Source organism: Ruminococcoides intestinale, from assembly GCF_040095935.1.
Classification (GTDB): Bacteria; Bacillota; Clostridia; order Oscillospirales; family Acutalibacteraceae; genus Ruminococcoides; species Ruminococcoides intestinale.
Map to the genome: position 1 here is coordinate 212,255 of NZ_JBBMFQ010000003.1, position 13,513 is coordinate 225,767.

A 13,513-nucleotide genomic window follows, 5' to 3' on the forward strand; every position below is an offset into this window, starting at 1 on the left:
TATGAACTATTCGGAAGCTGAATTCAATAAAGCATGTGCGAGAATAATTCACAGAATTTGTAAGTCAAAATCACCTGATTTAGCCAAATACATATTGGAATCTTCAATTAAATTTGCTTATGCAAAATCAAGAGTTGAGAAATTAAATAAATAACAAAAGCAGAGAATATCTATGTTGATGTTCTCTGCTTTTTAGTATATTTTTTGGGACGGCGACACGCAGACAATAGATGATTTACCGTAATCGGAAATGTTACGCTCGGGCATTTATAGCTTTGCATTTGTAAAACTGTCTGCACGAACGGGGTACGGCGACACGCCGTTAATAAATGCCTTGTACGGTGACTTCGCCTGAATTGATAAGTTTGGTGGTTTTGTCGGGAAGCTCTGCAATAAGCTCGCCGTCAGGGTTTACTCCCACAGCTTTTGCGGTAACGGACTTTCCGTCTTTGGTGAATGTTATATCTCTGCCGACTGTTGCGCAAAGGCTTGTGTATTCCTTTAATGCGACAGGGGAAAGCTTTAAATCGTTTTTGATGAATTCCTCTTCAATGTGGTTAAGAACACAGGCAAAAAATTTGTTCTTGTCAAAATGACCGCCTGTTGCAAGATAAATTGAAGTTGCCTTTTCTTTTATGTCATCGGGGAAATCCTGAGTATCGGCATTGATTCCGATGCCTGTAATTACATATTCTACGGCGTCAAATTCGGCGCTCATTTCGGTTAAAATACCGACAAGCTTTTTCTTGCCGATGATGATATCGTTCGGCCATTTTATACGGCAGTCAAGTCCCGTGAATTCTCTGATTGCCTTGCAGACTGCAAGACCTGCAAGAGGGGTGATTGACGATACCTCTGACGGGGCAATCTTTGGTCTTAACAAAAACGAAAAGGTGATGCTGTCATCCTTTTTTGCTTTCCAAACTCTGCCGAGTCTGCCCTTGCCCTGAGTTTGTTCTCTGGCAACGGCAACCGTGCCGTTTTCGCAACCGTCTGCACCCAGCTTTTTGAGGTAATCGTTTGTTGAACCAACCTCGTCAAGGACGATGAGATTTTTGCCGATTACGGAGGTTTTCAGGTATTTTTCGATTGCAGGCTCGTTGAGGTGTGGGGGATAGGTAACAAGGCGGTATCCACGGTTTGTTACAGAGTCAATCTTGTAGCCCTGTTCCTTGAGATTGTTAATCGCTTTCCACACTGCCTGTCTTGACACACCAAGCTGTTCGGAAATTTCACTGCCCGAAACATAGCCGTCTGTTTTTGTTAAAAGTTCAATAATTTTCTTTTGCATAACATCACCGATTTTAAAATTTAATGTAAAAAAATTACGGACGATTCTAAACAAAATCGCCCGTTTTTGAATGTTAATTATTTACTTTTGTTTGCCGCAACAATTTTCTTGACTGCAATGCTTACTGCCGAACCGACAACAAAGCAAGCAATGATTTCAAGAATGCAGTTGATTGAAAGAGCAGGGATAACCACGGCTGTGATTACATTAAGTCCCATAACTTCGATACTGCCGAAAAGGATTGCCATAAAGCCAAGGAAGAAGGCTGTGTTCATAACAGGGCAGAGTATAGTAGCGATAAGGTCGTTAAGATTGAACTTGCCTACAGTTTTACCTTCAAATACCTTGCCCAGACCTTTTGCGATAAGTCCTGTGAACCAACCCATAAGAGCTCGTGCAACAACACAAATTATAAAGGTGTAGAACCAGTTGATTGAAAGCATTGCCGTGCCGAATGCGTCCATACCAAAGCATTGTACAAAGCTTGTGATACCAAAGAGTGTGCCGAGAATCAATCCTGCTGTAGGACCGAGAACGGTTGCACCGATTGCAATCGGAATGCAAAGGAATGAAATGGAAAGCGCACCGATCTTCAGATATCCGAGCGGTGTGAGCGCCATTACAAGCGTCAATGCGATAAGCACTGCAAGAATAACCATTCTTTGCACCTTTGAAAAGTTTCCTGTCTTATTCATAAAAAATTCCTCCTGCTGTTTCCCTGCTCATTTTCCGCAGGTGAAACGCAAATAATATTTACAAGGGGAGAACCCCGTTGCATCAAATTAATAATTCAAAAACAAGTTGTATATTAAATTGTCTTTATTTTTTATTTCTCTCGTAAATAATTTTGAGTCCGTCAAGAATAATATTCTCATCAAAGATAATATCGTGACGGCAGTTTTTGATTGCAAGCGGAGCAAGACCGCCTGTGGCAATAACCTTGCATTCTGCCTTGCATTCCTCGGTAAACATATCAACCATTCCGTCAAGCATACAGGCTGTTCCGAACATAATTCCCGAACGAATGCAGTCGGATGTGTTTGATGAAATTACCTTCTTTGGAGCTTTCATATCAACCGATGAAAGCAATGCGCCGTGATTTGTGAGTGCGTCAAGCGAAATTCCCATACCGGGGGCAATTGCACCGCCGTGATACGCGTTGCTTGCGTCAACATAGACAATTGCGGTTGCAGTTCCCATAAAAATCATAATGAGAGGACCGCCGTATTTTTCACACGCTCCCACACAGCCCGCAACGATATCTGCACCCAAGGTTTCGGGATGTTCTATCTTGATGTCAAGACCTGTCTTAAGTCCCGGACCTATGAGCAGACTTTTTTTGCCTGTAACGGTCATAATCGCACTTCTGAGGTTATATGTAAATTTCGGAACAACAGAGCTTATAATAGCGCCGTCAATGTTTTTTGCGTCGATGTTGTAAATCTGCAAAAAAGTGTAAAGTTCAACTGCAAGCTCGTCGCTTGTTTTGTTTTCATCGGTTGAAAAACGGAGTTTGAATTTTAAATTATCTCCGTCAAAAATGCCGAGCTTGACATTGGTGTTTCCGACATCGGCCGCAAGCAGCATTGCTGTTCCCTCCAAACGGTTTTTATAAATATGCTTTTACAAAAGTTTAGAATTAATCGTATTTTACTTTGCTTATTATATCATAAAAAATTATTTCTTCAAGGGCGAATTTAAGGAATTTATCCGATTTTTGGAAAATCCTAAAAAATTGTTGAAATTTGCGTTGGATTGTGTATAATTAAAATAGGTGTGTATAACACGGTCATGTATTACGCAAAATTCTGAAAGGAATGGTTTATTAAATGGACAGTTCAGAAATCAAGCAGCTCCGAATTCTTGCCGCAAGGTCAAGAATGGGCGCAATTCTCGGCACTTACCACGCCAAATCAGGTCATCCCGGCGGATCGCTTTCGGCAGCAGATATTTTCACATATCTCTACTTTAAGGAAATGAATGTTGATCCTAAAAATCCCGATATGCAGGACAGAGATCGTTTTGTTCTTTCAAAAGGTCACTGCTGTCCGGCTCTTTATGCAACACTTGCACTCAAGGGCTTTTTTGAATGGGACGAGCTTACAAAGCTCCGTCATGTAGGCGCTATGCTTCAGGGACATCCCGATATGAAGGGTACTCCGGGTATTGATATGAGTACAGGTTCACTCGGTCAGGGCATTTCGGCTGCCTGCGGTATGGCACTTGCGGCTAAGCTTGATAACAAGAGCTATCGCACATATACAGTTCTCGGTGACGGTGAAGTTGAAGAAGGTCAGGTTTGGGAGGCTGCAATGTTTGCCGCTCACAACAAGCTTGACAATCTCGTTGTAATTGTTGACCAGAACGGACTTCAGATTGACGGTACTGTTGAAGAGGTTGCAGGCATTGAGCCTCTTGATAAAAAGTTTGAAAGCTTTGGCTTTGAAGTAATCAAAATTGACGGTCACGACTTCAATCAGATTGAATCGGCTCTCGAAAAGGCTAAGACAGTAAAGGGCAAGCCTACTGCAATTCTTGCCAAGACAATCAAGGGCAAGGGCGTTTCATTTATGGAAAATCAGGTTGGCTGGCACGGCACTGCTCCCAACAAGGAACAGTATGAACAGGCTACTGCCGAGCTTCAGGCTGAAATTGACAGATTGGAGGGCAACTGCTGATGGCACAGGTAATTAAAAAGGCTACAAGAGAAAGCTTTGGCATGGCTCTTTGTGAGCTTGCAAAGACAAATAAGGACATTATTGTTTTTGATGCAGACCTCGCAGCTGCTACAAAGACAGGAATTTTTAAAAAAGAGTTTCCCGAAAGATTTTTTGACTGCGGTATTGCCGAGGGCAATATGGTAGGCGTTGCGGCAGGTATGGCAGCGGCAGGCAAAATTCCGGTTGCCGCATCATTTGCAATGTTTGCAACAGGCAGAGCATTTGAGCAGATTCGCAACTCGGTTGCTTACCCTCATCTTAATGTTAAAATTGCCGGCAGCCACGCAGGTATTTCAACAGGTGAAGACGGTGCTACTCATCAGTGTCTTGAAGATATCGGTATTATGCGTACAATTCCGGGTATGGTTGTCCTTAACCCTGCCGATCACTACGAAATGATGGCCGCTACAAAGGCTGCAATTGAGTACAACGGTCCTGTTTATATCCGTCTCGGCAGACTTGCTGTTGACAGTTTTAATGATCCCGATACCTATACATTTGAGCTCGGCAAGGGTATTACTCTCCATGAGGGCAACGATGTGGCTGTTATTGCAACAGGACTTGTTGTAAACGAGGCTTTAAAGGCTGTTAAGGAACTTGAGGCTGAGGGCATCAACGCTCGTCTTATTAACATTCACACAATAAAGCCTATCGACAGAGATATCATCATTAAGGCTGCAAAGGAAACAGGCAGAATCATCACCGTTGAGGAACACAATGTTATCGGCGGTCTCGGTGACGCTGTTTGTGATGTTGTAAGCGCAGAGTGTCCTGTTAAGGTTACAAAGATCGGTGTGAACGATCGTTTCGGTTACAGCGGTCCGGCTCTTGAGCTTCTTGACAAGTTCGGTCTGACACAGCCGCACCTTGCAAAGGTTGTCAGAGATGTTGTTAAAGAGGACAAATAATTTCTGAATTAATTTAATAATTGCAAAATATTAACGGTCGGTTTGTTCAAGCCGACCGTTTTTTGTATGTACCGTTCAATTTAATAAAAAGCAAAGGGCGGATATCGCAAAAAACGGCAGCCGCCCTTTTTATATTAAAACATCCTCAGCAATAAGCCGAATGGGGCTTTAGTCAGCGTGCTTTATCAGCAGCCGCAGCCACAGCTGTTGTTGTCACAACCACAGCCGCCGTTGTTTCCGCCGCAACAGCAGAGAACGATGATAAGAAGAATAATCCATGAGCAGCAACCGTTGCCGTTACCAAAGTTACACATACGCTTACCTCCTTTCGTTTACACTACATATTATTGCAAAAGGAGAAATGTGTGACATCAAAAAATGACGGCTGCGAAAATATTCGTAACCGTCATCAATTGTAATGATTTAATTAAACATTGAATCTGAAAAGAACGACATCGCCGTCTTTCATAACATAGTCCTTGCCTTCACTGCGGACAAGACCTTTTTCTTTTGCGGCTGTCATACTTCCGCAGGCGATAAGGTCGTCATATGCGATAACCTCGGCTCTGATAAATCCACGCTCAAAATCCGAGTGAATTTTGCCTGCTGCCTGAGGTGCTTTTGTTCCTTTTTTGATTGTCCATGCACGAACCTCCTGTTTGCCGGCTGTAAGGTAGGAGATAAGTCCGAGAAGTGCATAGCATTCCTTGATAAGTCTGTCAAGACCGCTTTCCTCAAGTCCCATATCGGCAAGGAACATTTCCTTTTCTTCCTTGTCCATTTCAACGATTTCTTCCTCAATCTGAGCACAGATTGGAAGAACGCCGGCGTGTTCCTCGGCGGCAATCTTCTGAACAGCCTTGTAGCCCTCGTTTGAGTCGATGCCGTTTGAGAAATCCTCGTCGCTCATATTTGCGGCATAGATAACAGGCTTGTTTGTGAGAAGCGCAACCTCTGAAAGAATTGCTTTTTCGTCATCGTCACATTCAACACTTCTTGCAGGCTTGCCCTCGTTGAGTGCGGCAAGAACTCTTTCAAAAAGGTCGATGTCTTTCTGATACTTTTTATCGCCCTTGAGCATTTTCTTTGTCTTGTCAATTCTGCGTTCGAGCATTTCAACATCGGAGAGAATAAGCTCAAGATTAATTGTTTCAATGTCACGGGCAGGATTGATGTTGCCTTCAACATGGATAATGTCATCGTTTTCAAAGCAACGGACAACATGAACGATAGCGTCACATTCACGGATGTTTGAAAGGAACTTGTTGCCGAGTCCCTCGCCCTTTGATGCACCCTTTACAAGACCTGCAATATCTACAAATTCAATTGATGCAGGAGTATATTTGTCAGGATCATACATTTCCGCAAGTTTATCAAGTCTCTTGTCCGGAACTGCAACAACACCGATATTCGGTTCAATTGTGCAGAAAGGATAGTTTGCACTTTGAGCACCTGCATCTGTAATTGCGTTAAAAAGAGTACTTTTGCCGACATTTGGAAGTCCGACGATTCCGAGTTTCATTTATTTTCACCTCAAATAATATTCGGGCAATGCTTGCCTATTTTCACTGAATATTGTATTATTATATCGTATGGATACTTACTCTGTCAATTCACAGACGAGTAATGCACACTTTGTTAAGTATATCACATAAAATTGCTTTAAACAATAAGAAAGGAAATTTTTATGAGCGAAATAAATACATATTCTGTAACAATTAAGGTTGAAGAAGAAAATCTTGCCGTTTCAATGGGCAGCGGCAGTCTTTGTGTGCTTGCAACTCCGTGCGTTGTGGCTCTTATGGAAAATGCCGCCGCAGCTTTTGCAGACAAGGTTCTTGACAACGATGAGCTTACAACAGTAGGTACAATGATTTCAATTGAGCACACAAGCCCTACTCCTCTCGGTGCTGAGGTTACGGCAACAGCCGTTCTCAAAAGCATTGACGGCAGAATGTTTAATTTTGAAGTTTTTGCCGAAGATAAAAAGGGTGAAATTGCAAGAGGCACTCACACAAGAGTAAGCGTAAAATCAGAAAAATTTCAGATGAAGGCGGACAGCAAGTTTGATGAATAAGTACAAATATTATCTGTTTGACCTTGACGGCACAATCAGCGAGAGCGCATTGGGCATAAGAGAGTCACTTGAAAACGCAATTAAAAGTATGGGCAAGCCGTTGCCGAATCTTGACGATTACACATTGTACATCGGACCACCGTTGCTCGATACATTCCGCAATATCTGCCGTTTCAATGAGGAAGAATCGGCAAGAGGCGTTGAGATTTATCGTGAATACTACAACACCAAGGGCAAGCTTGTGAACAAGCTTTATGACGGCATTGACAGGGTTCTTGAAGAGCTTAAAAACAGCGGTGCAAAGCTTGCCGTGTGTTCGTCAAAGTATGAAAAGTTTGCCGAAGAAATTACAGACCTTCTCGGTGTGCATGATATGTTTGACGCAATCTGCGGTTCAACACTTGACGGTAGCAGAAAAGATAAAAAAGATCTTATTCCGTATGCTGTTGAAAGATTGGGCGGCAGTCTTGAAAATGACAGAAAAGATACCGTTATGATTGGCGACACTTGGTTTGACACAAAGGGAGCAAGACTTTGCGGTGTTGATTTTGTCGGTGTTGAATACGGCTACGGCGACCTTGAAAGTATGAAAAAAGAGGGCGGCAGGGTGTTTGTAAAAACCACGGCTGAACTCTTGGATGTTCTTACAAAGTAAATAATTTGAAATCGGACAAACGGAATTATCCGAAGATTTTTCGCATACATTTTATCAGAGAATAAAATGTGCGGAGGATTTAAAATGTTCGTTTTTAATTTAAAAATTAAGGCTAAAAAAACAGTAATTTTGGCGGCGGTGCTGTCCGTAACAGCGGCAATAATATGTACAGCTGTCACGGTTGCAATAAATTCACGGTTGCCCGATACAGCCGTGAGTGATAAAACAGGGGAGTATTCTCTTGTGCTTAATGACGGTGAGGAGAAAAAATTCCTTGAACAGTTCGGAATTGAAACCGCCGACGCGAAGCCTGAGAAAAGGTCGGTTGTAATTCCGTCGGATTTTAATAAATATTATGAGGAATACAACGAACTACAGAAGAAAATCGGACTTGACCTCGCAAAATTTAAAGGCAAAGAGGTTACGGAGATTATGGTTCCCCTGGAAAAGCCAAAGGATAACAATGCCGTTTTGCTTGTTTACAAAAACAGGGTAATCGGCGGACACATTACAAACGGAGAATACGGCAGCAAAAATCTGCCGCTTGTTGATTAAGATGGAAAGACTCGATAAAATTATTTCGTCACAAAGAGCCGACGGCAGAAAAGAGGTTCAAAAACTCATAAAAAGCGGTGCGGTTCTTGTGAACGGAAAAATCTGTAAAAAGCCTGATGCAAAGGTTGACCCTGACAAGGATGAAATTGTTGTGGACGGACAGGCTTTGAATTACAGCAAATACATATATATAATGATGAACAAGCCTGCGGGAGTTGTGTCGGCAACTGAGGACAGGCAGTTTAAGACTGTTATTGATATTATCCCCGAAGATATGAAACGAAAGGGACTTTTTCCCGTCGGCAGACTTGACCGTGATACGGAGGGACTGCTTCTTATTACAGATGACGGTGACTTTGCGCACAGCATAACCTCGCCTAAAAAGCATGTGGACAAGAAGTATGTTGCAAAGCTTGACGGAGAAATCACAGAAGATACCGTAAAGGCTTTTTCTGACGGAATTGAGTTCTCTGACGGTACGAAGTGTCGCAGTGCCGTGCTTGAATGTGACAAAAATGATAAAAAAACAGGAATTGTCACAATTTGTGAGGGTAAATATCATCAGGTTAAAAAAATGTTTTTGTGTTGTGGATTAAAAGTTGTGCATCTTCAACGAATTTCAATAGGCGGTTTGTATCTTGATAGCAATTTGCACATAGGTGAGTGCAAATTGTTAACGGATTTGGATAAAAAGTCGGTTTTTATCGGCAATATACACTAAAAAATGCATCTGAATTTTATCCTGTGTCGGTTTTAAATAAAATAATGCATATATCTTTGGTCAATTTCGGTATGGTCAAATTGTGCGAAAAGTGGTATATTATTGTATGTAATAAAGCTAAGGACTTTATCGTTATCGACTAATTGGAGGTTTATACACAATGGCAAATGTTTCATTAAGACATGTTTACAAGATTTATGACGGCGGTGTAACTGCTGTTACAGACTTCAATCTTGAAATTGCCGACAAAGAATTCATCATTCTCGTTGGCCCTTCAGGTTGCGGTAAATCAACAACCCTCAGAATGATTGCAGGTCTTGAGGATATTTCAAAGGGTGAGCTTTACATCGGCGATACACTCGCAAACGATGTTGCTCCTAAGGACAGAGATATCGCAATGGTATTCCAGAACTATGCTCTTTATCCTCATATGACTGTATATGATAATATGGCATTCGGTCTTAAACTCCGTAAGTTCTCTAAGGAAGAGATTAAGAGAAGAGTTGAAGAGGCTGCAAGAATCCTTGGTATCGAGCAGTATCTTGACAGAAAGCCAAAGGCTCTTTCAGGCGGTCAGAGACAGCGTGTTGCTCTCGGTCGTGCTATCGTTCGTAACCCGAAGGTATTCCTTCTTGACGAACCGCTTTCAAACCTTGATGCTAAGCTCCGTGCTCAGATGAGAACAGAGATTTCAAAAATTTATCAGCGTCTCGGTACAACATTTATCTATGTAACCCATGACCAGACAGAGGCTATGACAATGGGTACAAGAATTGTTGTTATGAAAGACGGTTTTATTCAGCAGGTTGATACTCCTCAGCATCTTTATGATATGCCTTGCAATATGTTTGTTGCCGGATTTATCGGTTCACCTCAGATGAACTTCATCAACGCTGTTCTCTCTAAGAACGGCGGCAAGTATACTCTTGATTTTGACAAGTATCATGTTCCTGTTCCGGAGTCAAAGGTTAATGCTGACCTCGACAACTATGTTGGCAAGGAAGTTGTTTTGGGCATCCGTCCTGAGCATGTTCACGATGAGCCTGAAGAAATTGCTAAGGCTGAGTGTCTTCTCAAAGCCAATGTTGATGTTACCGAGCTTATGGGCGCTGAAATTTATCTCTATGTAAATATCAACGGTACACCTATCACAGCTCGTGTTGAACCTACTTCAACAGCTAAGCCGGGCGACGAAATTGAGATTGCTTTCGACCTCAGCAAGATTCACATCTTTGATAAGGATACTGAGAAAACAATCACAAACTGATTATAATTTAATTTGGTTTTTACGGCGGAGCATTATGCTCCGCCGTTTTTGCGTTTGCAGAAAGAAAACGATTGTTGCCGTAAGCACAATAACTTTCAAAACCCATTTGCGTTTAAATTTTATAATTGATTAACCGTGATGAATAGATATTTTTCGTATTTTGTCACAAAATCAACACAATGTTGTGATATATTAAAAAACAAATAAGATTTTGTAACAATTGTTTAATTTTGCTTTCAAAACTGTAACTTGTTGCTGATTATGCAACTTCTCTAAAAAAATTCAAGAAAAATTGTAAATAGAGGTTGATTTTTTTCTCGTTTTTGTGTAATATGTATATGAGACAGATTGTATTTTATTGAACTCTTTTACAATCACAATATATAACTGCGGAGAAAACGAGGTAAAAATTTATGTCAAACAGATTATTTCAAGGTATTGTACACCAGATGAAAGACGCAATCGACAGAACGATTGGCGTAATTGACGAGACTTCGGTTGTTATTGCCTGCTCCGAGCTTGGAAAAATCGGCGAGGTAAACGAGAGCGTTAATTCCGAAACACTCAGCTCGACAGCACCGTTTGTTGTGAACGGCTATACATACAGATCTTTCGGCAGCAATGCAAAGTATGATTATGCAGTATTTGTTCAGGGTACCGATGAGTATGCTCAGAAATATGCTCAGCTTTTGTCGGTTTCTTTTGCAAGCATCAAGCAGTATTATGACGAAAAGTATGATCGTTCAAACTTTATTAAGAATGTTATTCTTGACAACATTCTTCCGGGTGACATTTACCTTAAAGCAAGAGAGCTTCACTTTAACAGCGAGGTTTCCCGTGTGTGTCTGCTTATTAAAATTGTTTCAAAAACAGATGTTTCCGCTTATGATATAGTTCAGAATCTTTTCCCGGACAAGTCAAAGGACTTTGTTATAAACATTAACGAGGTTGAAATTGCACTTGTTAAGGAAATTAAACCCGACACAGAGAGCCGTGACCTTGAAAAGCTTGCAAGCTCGATTTCAGACACACTTTCGAGCGAGTTCTACACACACTGTGTTGTCGGCATCGGTACAACGGTTACAGGCATCAAGGATCTTGCAAGAAGCTTTAAGGAGGCTCAGTCGGCTCTTGAGGTTGCAAAGGTATTTGACACAGACCGTACAATCGTAAGCTATGATAACCTCGGCATTGCCCGTCTTATCTATCAGCTTCCCACAACATTGTGTGAAATGTTCCTCAAAGAAGTTTTCAAGCGTGGTTCAATTGAGAGCCTTGATCAGGAAACTCTCTTTACAATCCAGCGTTTCTTTGAAAACAACCTCAATGTTTCCGAAACATCAAGAAAGCTTTTTGTACACAGAAACACTCTTGTGTACAGACTTGAAAAAATTAAAAAGCTCACAGGTCTTGACCTTCGTGAGTTTGAGGATGCAATCGTGTTCAAGGTAGCTCTTATGGTTAAGAAATACCTCAACGCAAGTCCTACAAAATACTGATTTGGTTAAAGTGTGCCCGAGCACAGTGTCTTGCTGTGCTTTGGGCGTTTTGACTTTTTTGTGAGTATTTGTATAATAACTACAAAACAAAGGTGACTTTATGATTGATTTTATAAATGTGTCTAAAACATACCCTAATGGCACTCATGCTCTCTACGGTATTACGCTGAGTATTGATAAGGGCGAGTTTGTATTTATTGTCGGTGCATCGGGCGCAGGCAAGAGTACATTTCTTAAACTCATTATGCATGAGGAAACTCCGACATCGGGCAAAATCGTTATCAACGACACTGATGTTACAAAGCTGAGAAGGAGCAAGGTTCCTTATATGCGCCGTCATATGGGCATTGTTTTTCAGGATTTCAGACTTATTGACAAGATGAATGTTTTCGACAATGTTGCGTTTGCGATGCGTGCTGTCGGAAAACCTTCGGCAGTAATTAAAAAGCGTGTTCCGTATGTGCTTGAGCTTGTCGGTCTTAAAGATAAGATGAAAAACAGACCGAGTGAACTCTCGGGCGGTGAGCAACAGCGTGTAAGCCTTGCAAGAGCCCTTGTGAATAACCCCGAAATTATTATTGCCGATGAGCCGACAGGTAATGTTGACCCCGAGATGTCACACGAAATCATTGAGCTTCTCAATGAAATTAACGCAACAGGCACAACCGTTATTGTTGTAACGCATGAACATGACCTTGTTCGTGAGTTTGACAGACGAGTTGTTGTTCTTGACCACGGAAAAATTAAGAGCGACACCAAGGATTTGTTTGTTAAAGATGACTATACTGACGATTACGGTGATGACAGCGGTGAAGAAGAAAACACACCGGATTATCCCGATAATGCAGTGGTTGTTCCGGAATAATGCGTTTGCGCAAATAGGATTTTGAAAGGATTTTTGATATGACCGGATTTGGTTATTTAGCAAAAGAAGGTTTCAAAAATGTGTGGAACAACCGTATTATGAGTATCGCTTCTGTCTGCGTACTTATAAGCTGTCTTGTTCTCACAGGTGCGGCGGCACTTTTTTCGATGAATGTTGACAATGTAGTTGAATCGGTCGGCAAGTCAAACGAAACCTCAGTTTATGTTAAAGACGGATATTCACAGCTTGAGGCTGTTTATGTAGGAAAAGAAATTGAAAAACTTGACAATGTTGAGTCGGCAACCTTTCTTTCAAAGGAAGATGCGATAAAGCAGTATAAATCTACTCTCGGCGACGACCTCTTTGCAGAAATGCAGGGCAGAAACAAACTCCCCGATTCTTTCATTGTAGTTATGAAGGACTTGTCGAAGTATGACGATACTGTTGCTCAGATTAAAAAAATTGACGGTGTTGACAGCATAAGCAACCACCGTGAGCTTGCAAAGAAGCTTACGGACATCAGCAATCTTGTCAATATGATTTGTATTGCGGTTGTTTGTGCGCTGACAATCATTTCAATCTTCATCATTGCCAACACAATTCGTGCGACAATGTATTCACGAAGATTTGAAATCAGCATTATGAAATCGGTTGGTGCAACGAACTCGTTTGTCCGCTGGCCGTTTCTTATTGAAGGTATGATAATCGGACTTATTTCCGCAATTGTTTCAACAGGCGCAATTGCAATCCTCTATGAGACTGCACAGGCTCTTGTTTATCAGATTGTTCCGATTGATTTCATTCCGATTAACAATGTCATCTGGATTACAGGCGGCTTGTTTGCAATTGCAGGTATTGTTATCGGCTTCTTCGGCAGCTTTATTTCAATCAGAAAATACCTTAAAATGGAAGGTAACGAAATACTCGGTTGGTAATCCCGACAGAAATCTTAAAG

16 protein-coding genes are annotated in these 13,513 nt (G+C 41.5%); 11 read left to right on the top strand and 5 right to left on the bottom strand.

The window, feature by feature from the left end:
- The first annotated feature begins 1 nt into the window (after nt 1).
- On the top strand, nt 2–154 hold the full coding sequence (locus tag WMO31_RS07005) for a hypothetical protein (RefSeq protein WP_337943682.1): 153 nt from the start codon (nt 2–4) through the stop codon (nt 152–154).
- Between the two features lie 168 nt (nt 155–322).
- On the opposite strand, the gene WMO31_RS07010 is transcribed toward WMO31_RS07005, so the two are convergent.
- The 3 genes from WMO31_RS07010 to WMO31_RS07020 form a co-directional block, all read right to left on the bottom strand.
- Entirely contained in the window at nt 323–1,291 is a 969-nt protein-coding gene (locus tag WMO31_RS07010) for a biotin--[acetyl-CoA-carboxylase] ligase (RefSeq protein ID WP_015522806.1), read from the bottom strand.
- Between the two features lie 77 nt (nt 1,292–1,368).
- Nucleotides 1,369–1,986 (bottom strand): ECF transporter S component, encoded by a 618-nt coding sequence (locus tag WMO31_RS07015; protein ID WP_015522805.1) that lies wholly within the window; start codon nt 1,984–1,986, stop codon nt 1,369–1,371.
- Nucleotides 1,987–2,110: 124 nt separating this feature from the next.
- Nucleotides 2,111–2,878 carry a type III pantothenate kinase gene (locus WMO31_RS07020; RefSeq protein WP_367285826.1) on the bottom strand — a complete coding sequence of 256 codons (768 nt, stop codon included), beginning with the start codon at nt 2,876–2,878 and terminating at the stop codon, nt 2,111–2,113.
- A gap of 242 nt (nt 2,879–3,120) precedes the next feature.
- On the opposite strand from WMO31_RS07020, the gene WMO31_RS07025 reads away from it, so the two are divergent.
- Complete coding sequence (locus WMO31_RS07025) at nt 3,121–3,969, top strand: transketolase (protein ID WP_015522803.1); 849 nt, start codon at nt 3,121–3,123, stop codon at nt 3,967–3,969.
- Complete coding sequence (locus WMO31_RS07030) at nt 3,969–4,919, top strand: transketolase family protein (protein WP_101069784.1); 951 nt, start codon at nt 3,969–3,971, stop codon at nt 4,917–4,919. The genes WMO31_RS07025 and WMO31_RS07030 overlap by 1 nt, the downstream gene beginning before the upstream one ends.
- 185 nt (nt 4,920–5,104) lie before the next feature.
- On the opposite strand, the gene WMO31_RS07035 is transcribed toward WMO31_RS07030, so the two are convergent.
- Entirely contained in the window at nt 5,105–5,233 is a 129-nt protein-coding gene (locus tag WMO31_RS07035) for a hypothetical protein (protein ID WP_015522801.1), read from the bottom strand.
- Between the two features lie 113 nt (nt 5,234–5,346).
- Entirely contained in the window at nt 5,347–6,441 is a 1,095-nt protein-coding gene (gene ychF, locus WMO31_RS07040; RefSeq protein ID WP_015522800.1) for a redox-regulated ATPase YchF, read from the bottom strand.
- A 165-nt stretch (nt 6,442–6,606) separates the two neighbouring features.
- Here ychF and WMO31_RS07045 point away from each other — a divergent pair, with 165 nt between their 5' ends.
- The 8 genes from WMO31_RS07045 (at nt 6,607) to ftsX (ending at nt 13,493) form a co-directional block, all read left to right on the top strand.
- Nucleotides 6,607–6,996 carry a thioesterase family protein gene (locus tag WMO31_RS07045; protein ID WP_367999448.1) on the top strand — a complete coding sequence of 130 codons (390 nt, stop codon included), beginning with the start codon at nt 6,607–6,609 and terminating at the stop codon, nt 6,994–6,996.
- Nucleotides 6,989–7,651 carry an HAD hydrolase-like protein gene (locus WMO31_RS07050; protein WP_117949927.1) on the top strand — a complete coding sequence of 221 codons (663 nt, stop codon included), beginning with the start codon at nt 6,989–6,991 and terminating at the stop codon, nt 7,649–7,651. The genes WMO31_RS07045 and WMO31_RS07050 overlap by 8 nt, the downstream gene beginning before the upstream one ends.
- Before the next feature lie 84 nt (nt 7,652–7,735).
- On the top strand, nt 7,736–8,206 hold the full coding sequence (locus WMO31_RS07055; protein WP_187299893.1) for a DUF4830 domain-containing protein: 471 nt from the start codon (nt 7,736–7,738) through the stop codon (nt 8,204–8,206).
- A gap of 1 nt (nt 8,207) precedes the next feature.
- Nucleotides 8,208–8,927, top strand: a complete 720-nt coding sequence (locus WMO31_RS07060) for a pseudouridine synthase (protein ID WP_117949948.1) — start codon at nt 8,208–8,210, stop codon at nt 8,925–8,927.
- Between the two features lie 160 nt (nt 8,928–9,087).
- Nucleotides 9,088–10,194, top strand: a complete 1,107-nt coding sequence (locus tag WMO31_RS07065; RefSeq protein WP_015522797.1) for an ABC transporter ATP-binding protein — start codon at nt 9,088–9,090, stop codon at nt 10,192–10,194.
- Nucleotides 10,195–10,607: 413 nt separating this feature from the next.
- Nucleotides 10,608–11,693 carry a PucR family transcriptional regulator gene (locus WMO31_RS07070; RefSeq protein ID WP_015522795.1) on the top strand — a complete coding sequence of 362 codons (1,086 nt, stop codon included), beginning with the start codon at nt 10,608–10,610 and terminating at the stop codon, nt 11,691–11,693.
- Nucleotides 11,694–11,793: 100 nt separating this feature from the next.
- Nucleotides 11,794–12,558 (top strand): cell division ATP-binding protein FtsE, encoded by a 765-nt coding sequence (gene ftsE, locus WMO31_RS07075; protein WP_101069779.1) that lies wholly within the window; start codon nt 11,794–11,796, stop codon nt 12,556–12,558.
- 38 nt (nt 12,559–12,596) lie between these two features.
- A complete protein-coding gene (gene ftsX, locus WMO31_RS07080; RefSeq protein WP_015522793.1) occupies nt 12,597–13,493 on the top strand; it encodes a permease-like cell division protein FtsX in 897 nt (298 codons plus the stop codon).
- Nucleotides 13,494–13,513 lie beyond the last annotated feature (20 nt).